Source organism: Arthrobacter sedimenti (genome assembly GCF_042652025.1).
Taxonomy (GTDB): Bacteria; Actinomycetota; Actinomycetes; order Actinomycetales; family Micrococcaceae; genus Arthrobacter; species Arthrobacter sedimenti.
The window spans coordinates 12,743-28,314 of record NZ_JBHSDQ010000002.1 but is presented as its reverse complement, the minus strand read 5'-3'; the positions used below and the strand labels follow the sequence as shown (position 1 = coordinate 28,314).

Here is a 15,572-nt window from a genome sequence, read left to right as displayed (position 1 = left end):
CTGCTGTAGTTTGATGCTGGACTCGCACTTACAACGACGGGGGCAGGTATCGCATGGACGCGGACGTCATCATCATCGGCGGCGGGTTGGCCGGGCTGGTGGCCTGCAACGAGCTGGTCCGCGCGGGCAGGCGCGTGGCCATCCTGGAGCAGGAGAATGAAGCCAACCTGGGCGGGCAGGCGTTCTGGTCCCTGGGCGGTCTCTTCCTGGTGGACACGCCCATGCAGCGCCGCCTGGGGGTGAAGGATTCCTTCGAGCTGGCGTGGCAGGACTGGCAGGGATCGGCGCAGTGGGACCGGCTTTCCGGTACGCATCCCGAGGATGAGTGGGCGAGGCAGTGGGGCCGCGCGTACGTGGAGTTTGCCGCCGGCGAGAAGCGCGCCTGGCTGCGCCAACAGGGCATTCGGTTCACGCCGCTGGTGGGCTGGGCCGAGCGCGGTGACGGCAGGGCCGGCGGCCACGGCAACTCGGTCCCCCGCTTCCACGTCCCGTGGGGCACCGGCACCGGGGTGTCCGAGCCGTTCGCGGACAAGGCCCGGGAGGCGGCTTCCTCCGGCAGCGTCCGGTTTTTCTTCAGGCACCGGGTGGACGGTCTAACGTACGACGGCGGCACGGTCACCGGGGTGCGGGGCTCGGTACTGGCACCTGACGCGTCCCCGCGCGGCGTCTCCTCGAACCGGGACGTGGCCGGCGAGTTCGAGCTGCGGGCTCAGGCGGTGGTGATCGCGTCCGGCGGCATCGGCGGGAACCATGACCAGGTGCGGCGGTGGTGGCCGGAGCGGTTGGGGACGCCGCCGCGGAACATGGTCACCGGGGTGCCGCAGCACGTGGACGGCCGGATGCTGGACATCGCGGACCAGTCCGGCGTCCGACTGGTGAACCGCGACCGCATGTGGCACTACACGGAGGGCATCCGGAACTGGGACCCCGTCTGGCCGGACCACGCCATCCGGATCCTGCCCGGCCCGTCCTCCCTGTGGTTCGATGCGCTGGGCCGGCGGCTCCGCTCCCCCGGCCTGCCCGGTTATGACACCCTGGGCACCCTGAACCTCCTGCGGACCTCCCCGGACATCCAGCAGTACAACCATTCCTGGTTCATCCTGAACCAGCGGATTATCGAAAAGGAGTTCGCCCTCTCCGGATCCGAGCAAAACCCGGACATCACCAACCGCGACCTTAAGCTGCTGCTTCGGAGCCGGCTGGGCCGCGGCGCCGGTGCCCCTATCGAGGCGTTCAAGGAGCACGGCGCTGACTTTGTGGTGGCGGACAACCTGGCGGACCTGGTCCGCGGGATGAACGGGCTGACCGAGCAACCGCTGCTGGACTACGCACAGCTGCTGCGGCAGATCGTGGAGCGCGACGCCGAGGTCCGGAATCCCTACTCCAAGGACGTCCAGGTGGCAGGCATCCGGAACAGCCGCCGTTTCCTGGGTGACAGGCTCTTCCGGACGGTGAAACCGCACCGGATCCTGGACCCCAAGGCCGGGCCCCTGATCGCCGTGCGGCTGCACGTTGTCACGCGGAAAACACTCGGCGGGATCCAGACGAACCTTTCCGGCCAGGCACTCGGACAGGACGGCTCCCCCATCCCGGGCCTCTACGCCGCCGGCGAGGCGGCCGGGTTCGGCGGCGGCGGGGCCCACGGCTACAACGCCCTCGAAGGCACCTTCCTGGGCGGCTGCATCTTCACCGGTCTCACGGTGGGCCGCAGCCTGGCAGCCGCACTCTGACCCCGCCCTGACTGGCATGCCGAGCACCCAAGCCGAACGTCATTGCTCAAGCCCGCTGGCGCCGTCGTACGCTGCTCCCGATGCGGCCTGCCGCTAAGGCTGCGCCCGCCGCACCAGCCGGAATTCAGGCAGCGCCTCCCATTCCGGCGGCAGGGTGTTGCGCTTTCCGTCCGGCTGGAAGCCCAGCTTCCGGTAGAAGGCCAGGGCGCGGGGGTTGTTTTCCAGCACCCAGACGTATGCGGGGCCGGAGCCGACGGCGGCGCTCACCAAAGCTGCCCCCAGCCCGGTCCCATAGGTGCGCCGAAGCGTGTAAATGGAGTAAAGCTCCAGCGCCTCGGGGGCGTCGTCCTCCCGGCCGGGGCCAGCGTCCGCGTAGCCCACCAGCTGGTTCTCGGCGTCGAAGGCGAGGATCCGCGGCTCATCCCTTGCCAGGAATGCACGCCGCCGCGCCACCCGTTCGGGAATAGTGGCCCTGCGCCGTTCGAAGAAGTCGGCCGAGAGCAGGTGCGGGTAGCACTCCTCGTGCGCCAGCGTCTGCATGAGCACCACCGCCTCGGCATCCTCCGGCGTGGCCTGGCGAAGTCGAAAGTCCATGGCGCCAGCCTAGCCAGCGGACCGGCGGTTGGGCGCCATCCCCCGCACTTAAGATGAGGCATGGACTTCGAAGGCGTGCTTTTCACAGCGGTGGGCGCAGCGCTGATCCTGCTGATGATCGCCGACGTCTTCCTGACGCTGCTGTACCCGCATGGCTCGGGACCGGTGGGCCGGACCATCATGCGCGTGTTCTGGCGGGCGTCGAGGAAAGTCCGGGGCGGGGCCTCCTCCGTGGCCGCGCCGCTGGCCATGGCAGCCGTCATCGCCGCCTGGGCCGCGCTGGCTGCGGTGGGCTGGGCGCTGCTGTACCTTCCGCACCTGCCGGGCGGCTTCTCCTACGCGGCAGACATTCCCCGGCAGGCCGACTTTGCCGAGGCGCTCTATGTTTCGCTGGTGGCCCTGTCTACCGCGGGGTTCGGCGAGATCGTGGCCATCCACCCGGTCCTTCGGCTGGTGATGGCGTTCCAGGCCGTTGCGGGTTTTGGCCTGCTGACTGCCACGGTTTCGTGGATCCTGCAGACCTACCCGGCGCTGAGCAGGCGCCGCGCCCTTGCCCACCAGCTGAACCTGTTCCGGGAAGCGGCGGGACCGTCTGGCATTGCCTCGCTGGAGGCCCGGCACGCGGCGGCCCTGCTGGAATCGATGGCGGAGAACGTGGCCTCCGTAAGCATCGACCTGTTGTCCTTCAATGAGACCTATTACTTCCACGAGGTGGAGCAACGGGGGTCCCTGCCGGCCACCCTTGCCTACGCCCACCAACTGGCGTCGGAGGCCCAGGGCAGCGACAACGCCGAGCTTCGGTTCGCCGGCCGGATGCTCTACGCGGCGTTGGATGACCTGGCCGAGGTACTGCGCGGCAAGTTCGGCCACGAGGGAAGCACGTCCTCCGACGTGTTCGACCACTACGAACTCCACCACCGGCACCGGCAGCCCCCGGAGCGGCGACAGTGAGGTGCCGATATTCGTCCGGGCCCGCTTGCTAGGGTCTGCCTATGGCCTCCCACTTCCACTCCATGGACGACGTCATCAACGAATCCGAGCGCGTGCAGTTCGAGTTCTTCCTGGACGAGCACCGCGCCGCACTCAACGGCTGCCTGGACGGCCTGACCGAAGAGCAGGCCAGGCGCCGGCTTGTCCCCTCCCGCACCACGCTGCTGGGGCTGGTGAAGCACGCTACCTTCGTGGAGAAGGTGTGGTTCGATGAGGCGTTCACTGGCCGCCCAAGGAGCGAGATCGGCATCCCGGCCACGCCGGACGCGTCGTTCATCCTGGCCGACGGCGACACCATCGACTCGGTCCGGGCTGCCCACCGGGAAGCCTGCGCCGCCTCCCGGGCCGCAGCCGCCCAGCTCAGCTTGGACGATGTGGTGACCGGGAACCGGCGCGGACCCGTCCCGGTGCGCTGGCTTTATCTGCACATGCTGCGCGAACTGGCCCAGCACTGCGGCCACGCGGACATCCTGCGGGAACAGATCCTGGCAGAGGAGGGCGCGGCCTGAGATGCGGTAAGTTACCGCCGCCTGTGCGGTGGCCGGTGCAGTGACCGGACATGAATTGGCAGGAAGCGCCGCGACCCAGTCATCTCGCCCCGGCTCGTCACGGTCACGGCGGCAACCGCCACCCACATTGCGGCGGCCTGGCCCCACGGGTAGACCTGCTGGGGAATTCCAGGTGTCAGCGGGTTGAGGATGAACTGGAAGGCGGTAAGGCTTGCGTGCATCAGCGCCGCCACCAACACGCTCCCGGTATGGTCGTAGACCCAGACCATGAGCACCCGGTAGGCCGTCAGCTGGCCGACGAACACCGAGACCACCCACAGCGACAGAAAGATCGCCAGCGGCACCCCGCCGTTGGTCCCGCCCCCGCCCCAGTAGTTCACGAAAAAATGCCAGGCACCCCACAGCACGCCCACCAGCAGCCCGGCCCACAGGACGCTGTAGTGCTGCCTGGCCCGGGGAATGGCGAATCCGGTCCAGCCGATCTCCTCAAGCGGCCCGACCACCAGCCCCAGCACCAGTCCCATGACCAGGGTTCCGATCCTGTCCGGCTCCGTGACAATCCGCGGAGCGTAATTGACGGAAGACAGCCACAACACCAGCACGGGCACCGCCAACGTCACGGGTGCCACCAGCAGGGCGACGAGATACCAGCGCCCCTCGACCCGCCAGGTGAGCAGCCGGGCCCGGAGGTCCCGGTACCCTGCCCGCCCCGACACGACGCCGGTGAGAACCAGACTGGCAACGGCTGGTCCCAGCAGCATGGCCGGCACCGTCACGGGGATGGTGCGCTGGAACTGTTCCGGTGTAGGTGCGAGGCCGCCGGTGACCGCCCACACGGCCCCGACGATGGCGCCCCAGGACAGGAAGAAGGTGACGCCGAAGTACCACGGCAGCTGGTGCCTGCGTATCGAAGCCGCCAGGGCATGCATCGAAATCCCTCCGCCTTTCAGGCCACGAGCCGGGCCACCAACTCCCCCCGGCTGCCGACGCCGACTTTCTCGAATACCGACTTCAGGTGGTCGTGCACGGTGTGCGGGGAAATGAACAGGTGCCGGGCGATCTCGGCGGTCGGGTTTCCGGACAGCACCTCCAGGCAGACGTCCCGCTCGCGGGCGGTGACGCCGTACGCCATCAGCAGCAGGCCGGCGAGCTCGTGGGTGGTGGCGGGCTCCACGGTGACCACCATCTGCTCCGGATCATCGCCGGTGATCAGCCGGCTCGCCTGCAGCATCACCCAGTTGTTCCCGGCGTCGCGCATCCTGGCCCTCGCCGTGCCGGACGCCGCGGCATTCGCCTGCGCCACAACGGCGTAGAGCGTCTGACTGAAGCGGCCGGGCGCGGCATCCTCCACGCGGGCCAGCCAGGAGGCGGCGGCGGGCGTGGCCGCACGCAGGTCGCCGTGCAGCCCGGCCAGGACAATGACGGGCCCGACGCCGGGTGGTCCCGTTGGGTGCGCCCCGCGGACAACAGCACGGGTCGCCGCAGCCAGGGTGGCGGTCACTGCACTGAGGAATTCCACCTCCCGGTCGGTGAAGTCGCGGCCGCCTTCACGGAAGATGCTTCCCACTCCCCAGCACGCCTCGTCCACCCGGAAGGCGGCACGCAGCTCGTGCTCCAGGCCCAGAGGCTTGAGCAAGTCGTTGATGCGCACGCTGCGGGCCACGTCCCGGTGCGGCGCGTCCGAGATCCTGGCAACGGGACGCGGGCGCCGCATCAGCTCGACGAACGTGTTGGGTTCCTGCCCGGTGTACTCGGACTGCGCAAACCGGAGGAAGTACTCCTCAAACTGGTGCTCGCTCACCGGCCACGGCTGCCAGTTGGTAATGGAGGTCATGGCCATCGACTCGGGGTCGACGCCGGCCCAGCACCCCTGCTCGAAAGGCACCGCCCGCTGCACGACGGAGAGCGCCGCGGTATAGAGGTCTGCCAGGTCCATCCCGCCGGCGGCCATGGCGGCGATGTCCCGCCGGGCACGCTCCGCGCGCTCCTCCCACATACCTCCAGTATCGTCCCGGCCGGCGGTGCGGCAATCCCCTAATTTGGGGATTACCCCAGCACCCCGAAACCCCCACCGAGGGGATCGCCGCGGTGCGTGCCGCCGTCGTACTTTTCCTCCATGAACGCCGTGCGAAACCGGACGGCGACTGACAAAGTGGGAGGCTGCAATGGGACAGGCACGTGACGTCATGGACCGGCTGATGGCGGCCATGGACGCAAAGGACAAGGAGGCGCTGGCGGGCTGCTTCGCCGTCGACGCCGTTCTCCGGGCTCCCGGCCAGGGCGACATCCACGGCCGGGACACGATCGCGGACTACTTCTTCCACTTCTGGGAAGCCATGCCGGACGTCAAGTACGAGCGGCTGGCTACGCATGAGGCAGGGTACGTGGCCGTGGTGGAGGGCTTTGTGGCGGGCACGAACACCGGGCAGTTGAGCCTCCCCACCGGCGGGACCCTGCCGCCGACCGGACGGCAGGTCAGGGTGCGGAGCTGTGACGTGGCCACGGTGGAAGCAGGCGTGATCATCTCGCACCACGCCTACTTCGACCAGATGGAACTCCTGGGCCAGCTGGGGCTGCTGCCCGAGCCGGCCCAGGGATAACCGGGCTACCCGCTATGCGCCGGCAGCCGCGGCAACACTCGGAGTCTCCTCCGACGCACCGGCGAGCCGGATCCAGGTGTCCACCACGGTGTCCGGGTTCAGGGAGACGGAGTTGACGCCTTCCTGCACCAGCCATTCCGCAAAGTCCGGGTGGTCGCTGGGGCCCTGGCCGCAGATGCCGACATACTTTTCGCGGGCCCGGCACGCCTTGATGGCCATGCTGAGCAGCTTCTTCACGGCCGCGTCCCGCTCGTCGAAGCTGTTGGCCACGATGGCCGAGTCGCGGTCCAGGCCCAGGGTCAGCTGGGTCATGTCGTTGGAGCCGATTGAGAAGCCGTCGAAGTGTTCCAGGAACTCGTCGGCGAGCAGCGCGTTGGAGGGCAGCTCGCACATCATGATCACTTCCAGGCCGTTCTCACCGCGGCGCAGGCCGTTCTCGGCGAGCAGTTCGATGACGCCCTGCGCCTCGTCCAGGGTCCGCACGAAGGGGATCATCAGCTTGACGTTGGTCAGGCCCATCTCGTTGCGCACGAAGGACAGGGCCTCGCACTCGAGGTCGAAGCAGTCCCGGAAGGACGGCTCCAGGTAGCGCGACGCGCCGCGGAAGCCGATCATCGGGTTCTCTTCGTGCGGCTCGTACGCCGGGCCGCCGATCAGGTTGGCGTACTCGTTGGACTTGAAGTCGGACATGCGCACGATCACCGGCTCCGGCGCGAAGGCCGCAGCGATGGTGGCCACGCCCTCGGCCAGGCGCTTGATGTAGTACTCGCGGGGGCTGGCGTAGGCGCTGATCCGCTCCCAGATCTCGGCGGCCACATCCTCCGGCTGGCTTTCCAGGTTCAGCAGGGCCTTGGGGTGGATGCCGATCTGACGGTTGATGATGAACTCCAGCCGGGCCAGGCCCACGCCGTGGTTGGGCAGCTGCGCGAAGGTGAACGCCTGCTCCGGCGTGCCCACGTTCATCATCACCTTCACCGGCGCCTCGGGCAGGTTGGTGATGCCGGTTTCCTCCACGCTGAAGTCCAGCAGGCCCTGGTAGATGGCTCCGGTCTCGCCGTCGGCGCAGGAAACCGTGACTTCCTGGCCGTCGGACAGGGCATCGGTTGCGTTCCCGGTTCCGACGACGGCGGGGATCCCTAGTTCGCGGGCGATGATGGCTGCGTGGCAGGTGCGTCCGCCGCGGTTGGTGACAATGGCGGAGGCGCGCTTCATGATCGGTTCCCAGTCGGGGTCGGTCATGTCCGCCACCAGCACGTCGCCGGTCTGGAACGAGGCCATCTGGTCAATGGAGGTGAGGATCCGGACCTTGCCGGCGCCGATCCGCTGGCCGATGGCACGGCCCTCCACCAGCACGGACCCGCTTTCGTTCAGGCGGAACCGGCTCATGCTGCCGGGAGCGCGCCGGGACTGCACGGTCTCCGGACGGGCCTGCAGGATGTACAGGCCGCCGTCGGTCCCGTCCTTGCCCCACTCAATGTCCATGGGACGGCCGTAATGCTTTTCAATGGCGACGGCGTGCCGCGCAAGCTGCTCCACGTCGTCGTCCGTCAGGCTGAAGCGCTTGCGCTGGGACTCCTCCACGGGCACGAAATCGATGGTGCGGCCGATCTCGCTGCTGTTGGTGTACGTCATCTGCAGGGCCTTCTCGCCCAGCCCGCGCTTGAGGATCGCCGGGCGGCCTGCCTCCAGGGCGGGCTTGTAGACGTAAAACTCGTCCGGGTTCACGGCGCCCTGCACCACTGCCTCGCCCAGCCCGTAGGAGGAGGTGACGAAGACGGCGTCCTTGAAGCCGGACTCGGTGTCCATGGTGAACATGACGCCGGAAGCGCCGACGTCGGAACGCACCATGCGCTGGATGCCCGCCGAGAGTGCCACCTCGGCATGTTCGAACTTGTGGTGCACGCGGTAGGCGATGGCGCGGTCGTTGTAGAGCGAGGCGAAGACGTCCTTGATGGCCTGCAGGATGTTCTCGATGCCGCGCACGTTCAGGAAGGTTTCCTGCTGCCCGGCGAAGGAGGCATCGGGAAGGTCCTCTGCAGTGGCGCTGGAGCGGACGGCCCAGGACAGGTCCTCGGAGCCGGCATGCTTGTCCACCAGCTGCTGGTAGGCCTCGCGGACCTGGGCCTCGAAGTCCGGCAGGAAGGGCGTCTCGCGGACAAGGGTCCGGATCTCCTGGCCGGCGGCGGCCAGGGCGGTCACGTCATCGGTGTCCAGCCCCACCAGGCGGTCGGCGATCTTCTGGTCCAGCCCGGAATCGGACAGGAACCGGCGGTAGGCGTCGGCCGTGGTGGCGAAGCCGTCCGGGACCTGGACGCCGGCGGAGGTCAGGTTCTGGACCATCTCGCCCAGGGAGGCGTTCTTGCCGCCCACCTTGTCCAGGTCCTTGAGTCCGAGTTCAGAGAACCACAGAACGTCTGTCGTCATGTTTACTGCTCCTTTGCAGAGGGTGGCGTAGGCATGGCCGGCCGCTCACGGTAGTGCCGGCCGGAAGGAAAACCCAGCTAACAGTTTCAGGTCTGCAGCGGACTTTCCACATCATGTGGGCTACGCCACGTTTGTGAAATTGGGGGCTAGTGCTTCAGGTTCATCCGCTGCAGGATGGTGGCCGCCATCTCCTCCACGGAGACGGTTGCGGAGTTCAGGTACGGGATCCGGTGCGAGACGTACAGCTGCTCGGCGCTGCGCAGCTCAAACCCGCACTGCCGCAGGGAGGCGTACGGGGAGCTGGGGCGTCGCTCGGTGCGGATCTGGCTTAGGCGAAGCGGGTTGGAGGACAAGCCGAAACACTTCGACACGAAAGGCCGCAGCGGCTTGGGCAGCCCGTCCCGCTGGAAGTCCTCATCCACCAGCGGGAAGTTGGCGGCGAAGATCCCATGCTGCAGCGCCAGGTACATGGTGGTGGGCGTCTTGCCGCACCGGGACGGGGCCACCAGGATGACCTGGGCCTTTTCCAGCGCACGCAGGCTCTGGCCGTCGTCGTGCTCCATGGCATACTCCACCGCCGCCATCCGGGACTGGTAGCGCGCGGCGTTCCCCAGTCCGTGCGCCCTGCCCGGTTCGCCGCTGGCAGGGGTGCCCAGCGCCTGCTCCAGCACACCCACGTGGGTGCCGATCAGGTCCACCATGGCGCCCTTACAGCCGGCCAGGATCTGCCGGATTTCGCTGCTCACGGCGGTGGAAAAGACCAGCGGCTGCGGCCCGGTGGCGGCCAGGTTGTCGATGGTCCGCACCACGGACCGCGCCTGTTCCTCGGTGGTAATGAAGGGGATGGTGACGCGGTCGAAGTTGTCCACCGGGAACTGGGTCAGCAACGTGTTGCCCAGCGTTTCCGCGGTGATGCCGGTGCTGTCCGACAGGAAGTAGACAGGCCGCAGGGCAGCAGTGGTCAGAGCATCATTGGTCATGGCAGAACTTTAGCGGGCAATGATGACGTCCAGTCTGCGGGGACCGTGGACCCCCTCCACGCGTTCCAGCTCGATGTCGCTGGTGGCACTCGGCCCGCTGATCATGGTGATGGGGCGGGTCCCGTCGATCCGGCGCAGCGCCTCGGGCAGGATGCCGGCGATGTCCGCGGCTTTCACCACGCAGATGTGGTGGTCAGGGACCAGGCTGATGGCACGCCGGCCCTGGTTGGCGCTGCCGTCCAGAATGATGGTTCCCGTCTCGGCCACGGCCACGGCACTGCCGGTCACCACGGCGTCTGTCCCGTCCAGCTCGGAGACGCTGAGGGGTTCCGCCGGGGAGTCCACTCGACGGCGGGGCGCGCTGCCGCCGTCGTCCATTCCTTCCAGCCAGCCGCCGTCGAGCCCTTCGGGGACCACGTAGCTGCGTGCCCCCTCAAGGAGCGACGCAATCGTGGCGGGTATCTCTGATTCGGGCACCACGGCCACCTGCGCCTTGTAGTCCACCAGCCGGTCCACCAGGAGGTCGATCAGCTGGTCCGCACCCATCCCGGACGCGGACCGGTATTCCCGGGGGATCTGCGGCGCCTCGGGGCTGTCCTGCAGAGCGGTGCGGATCCGCGAGAGGATGTCTTCGCGTGCTGTCATTGCTGGGTTTCCTTATCGTCTCGGGACGGCGCGGCGGACTTGTGCTCCTTGGCCCACCAGTCCCGGAAGGACTGGGCCGGGGGCGCGGGGATGTCTCGGCTCTGGGTCCAGCCGCCGGCGATGCCTGGAAGTTTCTTGATCTTTTTGTCCCGTCCGGCGGCCAAGCGGCCCAGCGGCAGTCCCTTCTCCAGCAGGCCGAGGTGCTTGCCGGAGGACAGCGCCCAGGACGCCGCCTTCATGCCCACGTCCATCTGGCTGGGGACCTTCCTGGTCCCGCGCTTGCTGTCCACGTCCACGCTGCGCAGGTGCACCAGGATGTCCGGGATGTTGATCTTCACCGGGCAGGCGTCGTAGCAGGCCCCGCACAGGGAGGAGGCGTAGGGCAGGGAGTTGTTTTCCTCCGCCTGGATGCCGGTCAGCAGCGGGGAAAGGATGGCACCGATGGGGCCCGGGTAGGTGGAGCCGTAGGCGTGGCCGCCGGTCCGCTCGTACACGGGGCAGACGTTCATGCACGCGCTGCAGCGGATGCAGTGCAGCGCCGAGCGGCCCATTTCGTCAGCGAGCGCGGCAGTGCGGCCATTGTCCAGGAGCACCAGGTGCACGTTCTGCGGCCCGTCACCCTCCGTGACGCCGGTCCACAGCGAGGTGTACGGGTTCATCCGCTCCCCCGTGGAGGAACGCGGGAGCAGCTGCATGAACACTTCCAGGTCCTGCCAGGTGGGCAGCAGCTTCTCGATGCCCATCACGGTGATCAGGGTTTCCGGCAGAGTGAGGCACATGCGGCCGTTGCCTTCGGATTCGACGACGGCCAGCGTGCCTGAGTCTGCAAGGGCGAAGTTGGCCCCGGACACGGCCACCTTGGCGGTGAGGAACTTGCGGCGCAGGTGCTCGCGGGCCGCCATGGCCAGGACGGGCGGATCGTTGGTGAGTGCCGGATCCGCGCCCGGCATTTCGCGGAGGAAGATGTCCCGGATTTCGGTGCGGTTCTTGTGGATCGCCGGAACCAGGATGTGGCTGGGCTTGTCGTGGTCCAGCTGGACGATGAGCTCGGCGAGGTCGGTTTCGAAGGCCTGGATTCCCTGCTCCTCAAGGTACTCGTTGAGCCCGATCTCCTGGGTGGCCATCGACTTGACCTTGACCACTTCGGTTTCGCCGGTCTCCCGGACCAGTCCGGCCACGATTTCGTTGGCCTCCCTGGCGTCGCGGGCCCAGTGGATCACGCCGCCGCGTGCGGTGAAGTTTTTCTCGAACTCCTCCAGCAGGTCGGGCAGCCTGGCCATCACCGACTCCTTGATGGCGGAGCCGGCATCGCGCAGCTGCTCCCAGTCAGGCAGTTCGGAGACCACGGCCTGCCGCTTGTCGCGGATGGTGTGCGTGGCGTGGCCCAGGTTGGCCCGCAGCTGGGCGTTGCCCAGTTCGCGGTGGGCCGCTTTGGGGAAGGATTCGCCCGCGAACAGGTTGCCGGAGCCGAAAGCCGGCAGTGCCGGCATTCCCAAGAAGGTGGTCATCGGAGGGCCTTTCCGGTTGAGACGCGGACTTCGCCGGTGACGGACGCCGGTTCTTCCATGGTGCTGGCAAGGATTTCCGCCAGGTGGAGGGTGGTGGTGGAGCTGCCCTGCCGGGACAGGCCGCCGCCGATGTGCATCAGGCAGGAGGCGTCCCCGCCGGTGCAGAGTTCGGCGCCGGTGGCCTCGACGTGGGCCGCCTTGTCCTTGAGCATGGCCGAGGAGACATCGGCGTTCTTCATGGAGAACGTGCCGCCGAAGCCGCAGCACTGGTCCGCCTCGGGCAGGTCTGCGAGGTCGATCCCCTGCACGGTCCGCAGTAGGCGGGACTGCCTGTCCCCGAGCCTCAGCAGGCGCATGCCGTGGCAGCTGGGGTGGTAGGTGACCCGGTGCGGGAAATAGGAGCCCAGCTGGGCGCCGGCGTCGGTTACGCCCAGCACGTCCACCAGCAGTTCGGACAGTTCGTAGGTTTTGGCCCCGACGGCGGTGGCGCGGGCTTCGAGTGCGGTGTCGCCGCAGGAGCGGGCCACCATGGGGTGCTGGTGCTTGACCGAGGCAACGCAGGAACCGGACGGGGCGACTGCGACGTCGTAGTCCGCGGTGTCGAAGGCAGCCACGTGGTTGGCCACCACGGGGACGGCTTCCTTGAGGTAGCCGCTGTTGACGTGCATCTGGCCGCAGCAGGCCTGGCCCGCTGGGAACACCACTTCGTGTCCCAGGCGCTCCAGAATCCTGACGGTGGCCCTCGCCGTGGCCGGGTACATCGCATCCACGATGCAGGTGGCGAACAAGGCAATTCTCATGGCGGCCTTCCGGAAAGGAGTAGGGACGTTCGTATGGTCTGACCACAGTAGACCACGTGACGCCAGCCACTTACAACCCATGCCCGAGGGGTGAAGCGGCTCACACACCGGAGGATTTGTGGGCTACACTTCCGTGGTCGGACCATTGTGGTCTGACCAAACACAACCCCCAACACCCTCAATGTGGAGGAACTCTGTGGACCACTTCACCCCCAGCACAGACCCGGTGCTGAACAGCGTCGCCTGGTCGGCCATCGTCGCCCTGCTGCCGCTGCTGACCTTCTTTCTCCTGCTCGCCGTCGCCAAGACCAAAGCCCACGTGGCCGGCGGGTTCGCCCTGCTGGTGGCTTTGGTCGTGGGAATCCTGGCGTTCAAGATGCCGGCCGGCCTGGCGCTCCTGTCCGCGACCCAGGGCGGTGTTTTCGGCGCCTTCCCCGTGCTCTGGATCGTGGTCATGGCCGTCTGGCTCTACCAGGTGACGGTGCTCAGCGGCCGCTTTGAAGACCTCCGCCGGGTCTTCGACGTCATCGGCGGCGGCGACGTCCGCCTGCAGGGTGTCCTGATCGCCTTCTGCTTCGGCGGCCTGCTCGAAGCCCTTGCCGGGTTCGGTGCGCCGGTGGCCATCACCGCCACCATGCTGCTGGCCCTCGGCCTTCCCCCGCTGCGGGCCGCCGCCGCTGTGCTGGTGGCCAACACCGCGCCCGTCGCCTTCGGCGCCATGGCCATCCCGATCACCACCGCCGCCGGGCTCACCGGGCTGCACGCGACGGACATCGGCGCCATGGTGGGCCGCCAGGCACCGCTGCTGGCAACCTTCGTCCCGCTGATCCTGCTCTTCATCCTGGACGGACGCAAAGGCCTGAAGGACTGCTGGCCCGCCGCTTTGGTGGTTGGATTCTCCTTCGCCGCAGCGCAGTTCCTCTGCTCCAACTTCTTCTCGTACGAACTCACCGACATCATGGCCTCACTGGTGGGCCTGGGCGCTGCTGTCCTGTTCTTCCGGATGTGGAAGCCTCGGGGCACCGCAGCAGCACGCGACCGGCTGGGCGTGGCCGCGGAGGCCGTTGCCGCCGCCGGAACCCCGGGCAACCACGGTGCGCGGAGCGCCGCTTCAGGCAGCGTGGCCACCGTGGAGGCTGCCGACGGCGAACGACTCACCCCCGCGCGCACCTGGCTCGCCCTGTTCCCCTACTTCCTGGTCATCCTGGTGTTCGGCATCGCCAAACTCTGGAAAATCGGCGTCGACCTTCCCGCAGTCCTCGCCGCCACGGACGTCAAGGTCCCCTGGCCGATCCTCCACGACGCGCTGGTGGGCGCCGACGGCAAGCCCCTTTCCTCCACGGTCTACGTCTTCCAGTGGCTGTCCAGCCCCGGCACGCTCCTGCTGATCACGGGCTTGATTGTCGCGGCCGTCTACGCCCGCTTCGATGACCACGGACGCTTCCCCATGACGGTGGGCAACGCCGTGGCCGAAATCGGGCGGACCATCTTCAAGATGCGCTGGGCCGGCCTCACCATCATCACGGTGCTTGCCCTTGCCTACGTCATGAACAACTCCGGCCAGACGGTCTCGATCGGCGTGTGGCTGGCCGGCACCGGAAGCTTCTTCGCATTCCTCTCCCCCGTGCTCGGGTGGCTGGGCACGGCCGTTACCGGTTCGGACACCTCCGCCAACGCGCTGTTTGCCAAGCTGCAGCAGACCGCCGGCGTGAATGCAGGCATCGACCCGAACCTGCTCGTGGCCGGCAACACCGCCGGCGGGGTGGTGGGCAAACTCATCAGCCCGCAGAACCTTGCCATCGCCGCCACCGCCGTCAACCTCGACGGCCAGGAATCGGTCCTTCTGCGTAAGGTAGTCGGATGGAGCGTGGGGTTGCTTCTGGTGCTGTGCACCATCGTCTACCTGCAGTCCACCCCAGTCCTGGGCTGGATGCTCCCCTAGCCAGTAGCCGCGGTCCATTGCCCGCGCAAAACCGGAGTGCGGGTCCGCCGCGGCCCGCACTCCCCCACCCAGAGGATCGCCCGTGACAGCCGCCGCAGCCGGATCAGCCCCCCGCCGTCGAACCCACGACGCACTGCTGAAGGACATTGAAGCGGACCTGCGGGCTGGCAAGATCAAGGTCGGCGACCGGCTCCCGGGCGAACGGACCCTGGCGGAAAACTACGGAATCTCCAGGGCGTCCGTCCGCGAAGCCATCCGTATCCTCGACGCCATGGGAGTGGTCCGCAGCTCGGTGGGCTCCGGCCCCACCTCCGGTGCCATCGTCGTCTCCGATCCGTCCGCCGGGCTCTCCTCCGCGCTCCGGCTGCACGTTGCCAGCAGCCGCCTGCCCGTCGAGGACATCGTCCAGACCCGCATCCTCCTGGAAACCTGGACTGCCCGTGCCGGCGCCGCGCGTGAAGGCGGCGACGCCGAGCGGGAACAGGCGGCCCAACTGCTGGAGGCCATGGACCACGCCGATCTGGACCGGGCCGCCTTCCATGAGCTGGATGCCCGGTTCCATGTGGCGCTGAGTTCGCTCGCGGGCAACGAGGTGATGGCCACCATCATGGAGTCCCTCAGCGGTTCGATCGTCGACTATGTCAAGGGATCCATGGACGCGATGGAGGACTGGCCGGACGTCCTGGAAGTCCTGCGCACCCAACACCACGGAATCTTCGATGCCGTGCAGTCCCGCGACGGCGAGCTCGCCGCGCGCCTGCTGCGCGAACACATCGAATGGTTCTACCAGCGGGCCGGTGATGCCACCGCGCCGCAGCCCCACACCATCACCTAAGTTTTTTGGAGTTAC

At 67.8% G+C, this 15,572-nt stretch carries 14 protein-coding genes; 6 read left to right on the top strand and 8 right to left on the bottom strand.

The window, feature by feature from the left end; all coding sequences use genetic code 11:
- Positions 1 to 53: 53 nt before the first annotated feature.
- Positions 54 to 1,730, top strand: a complete 1,677-nt coding sequence (locus tag ACFO0G_RS05455) for an FAD-binding dehydrogenase (protein WP_376976694.1) — start codon at positions 54 to 56, stop codon at positions 1,728 to 1,730.
- A gap of 93 nt (positions 1,731 to 1,823) precedes the next feature.
- Here the strand turns inward: ACFO0G_RS05455 and ACFO0G_RS05450 are convergent, their stop codons facing one another.
- The gene (locus tag ACFO0G_RS05450; RefSeq protein ID WP_376976693.1) at positions 1,824 to 2,324 is read right to left on the bottom strand and encodes a GNAT family N-acetyltransferase; all 501 of its coding nucleotides are present in this window, start codon (positions 2,322 to 2,324) and stop codon (positions 1,824 to 1,826) included.
- Between the two features lie 60 nt (positions 2,325 to 2,384).
- Here ACFO0G_RS05450 and ACFO0G_RS05445 point away from each other — a divergent pair, with 60 nt between their 5' ends.
- Both ACFO0G_RS05445 and ACFO0G_RS05440 read left to right on the top strand, forming a co-directional pair.
- Positions 2,385 to 3,275, top strand: a complete 891-nt coding sequence (locus ACFO0G_RS05445; RefSeq protein ID WP_376976692.1) for a potassium channel family protein — start codon at positions 2,385 to 2,387, stop codon at positions 3,273 to 3,275.
- A 41-nt stretch (positions 3,276 to 3,316) separates the two neighbouring features.
- Entirely contained in the window at positions 3,317 to 3,823 is a 507-nt protein-coding gene (locus ACFO0G_RS05440) for a DinB family protein (protein WP_376976691.1), read from the top strand.
- Positions 3,824 to 3,834: 11 nt separating this feature from the next.
- On the opposite strand, the gene ACFO0G_RS05435 is transcribed toward ACFO0G_RS05440, so the two are convergent.
- Together ACFO0G_RS05435 and ACFO0G_RS05430 are read right to left on the bottom strand one after the other, a co-directional pair.
- Positions 3,835 to 4,752 carry a CPBP family intramembrane glutamic endopeptidase gene (locus ACFO0G_RS05435; RefSeq protein ID WP_376976690.1) on the bottom strand — a complete coding sequence of 306 codons (918 nt, stop codon included), beginning with the start codon at positions 4,750 to 4,752 and terminating at the stop codon, positions 3,835 to 3,837.
- 17 nt (positions 4,753 to 4,769) lie between these two features.
- Positions 4,770 to 5,819 (bottom strand): helix-turn-helix transcriptional regulator, encoded by a 1,050-nt coding sequence (locus ACFO0G_RS05430; protein WP_376976689.1) that lies wholly within the window; start codon positions 5,817 to 5,819, stop codon positions 4,770 to 4,772.
- Between the two features lie 169 nt (positions 5,820 to 5,988).
- On the opposite strand from ACFO0G_RS05430, the gene ACFO0G_RS05425 reads away from it, so the two are divergent.
- Positions 5,989 to 6,423, top strand: a complete 435-nt coding sequence (locus tag ACFO0G_RS05425) for a nuclear transport factor 2 family protein (protein WP_376976688.1) — start codon at positions 5,989 to 5,991, stop codon at positions 6,421 to 6,423.
- Between the two features lie 12 nt (positions 6,424 to 6,435).
- On the opposite strand, the gene ppsA is transcribed toward ACFO0G_RS05425, so the two are convergent.
- The 5 genes from ppsA to ACFO0G_RS05400 form a co-directional block, all read right to left on the bottom strand.
- Positions 6,436 to 8,847, bottom strand: coding sequence for a phosphoenolpyruvate synthase (ppsA, locus tag ACFO0G_RS05420; RefSeq protein WP_376976687.1), 2,412 nt, complete (start codon positions 8,845 to 8,847; stop codon positions 6,436 to 6,438).
- A gap of 146 nt (positions 8,848 to 8,993) precedes the next feature.
- Entirely contained in the window at positions 8,994 to 9,827 is an 834-nt protein-coding gene (locus tag ACFO0G_RS05415; protein WP_286402382.1) for a pyruvate, water dikinase regulatory protein, read from the bottom strand.
- Positions 9,828 to 9,836: 9 nt separating this feature from the next.
- The gene (locus tag ACFO0G_RS05410; protein ID WP_376976686.1) at positions 9,837 to 10,472 is read right to left on the bottom strand and encodes a LutC/YkgG family protein; all 636 of its coding nucleotides are present in this window, start codon (positions 10,470 to 10,472) and stop codon (positions 9,837 to 9,839) included.
- Positions 10,469 to 11,980, bottom strand: coding sequence for a LutB/LldF family L-lactate oxidation iron-sulfur protein (locus ACFO0G_RS05405; RefSeq protein ID WP_376976685.1), 1,512 nt, complete (start codon positions 11,978 to 11,980; stop codon positions 10,469 to 10,471). Before ACFO0G_RS05405 ends, ACFO0G_RS05410 begins: the two co-directional genes overlap by 4 nt.
- Complete coding sequence (locus ACFO0G_RS05400; protein WP_376976684.1) at positions 11,977 to 12,780, bottom strand: (Fe-S)-binding protein; 804 nt, start codon at positions 12,778 to 12,780, stop codon at positions 11,977 to 11,979. The genes ACFO0G_RS05405 and ACFO0G_RS05400 overlap by 4 nt, the downstream gene beginning before the upstream one ends.
- 196 nt (positions 12,781 to 12,976) lie before the next feature.
- On the opposite strand from ACFO0G_RS05400, the gene ACFO0G_RS05395 reads away from it, so the two are divergent.
- Positions 12,977 to 14,722, top strand: coding sequence for an L-lactate permease (locus ACFO0G_RS05395; protein ID WP_376976683.1), 1,746 nt, complete (start codon positions 12,977 to 12,979; stop codon positions 14,720 to 14,722).
- A gap of 82 nt (positions 14,723 to 14,804) precedes the next feature.
- Positions 14,805 to 15,557 carry a FadR/GntR family transcriptional regulator gene (locus ACFO0G_RS05390; RefSeq protein WP_376976682.1) on the top strand — a complete coding sequence of 251 codons (753 nt, stop codon included), beginning with the start codon at positions 14,805 to 14,807 and terminating at the stop codon, positions 15,555 to 15,557.
- The last annotated feature ends 15 nt before the right edge of the window (positions 15,558 to 15,572 follow it).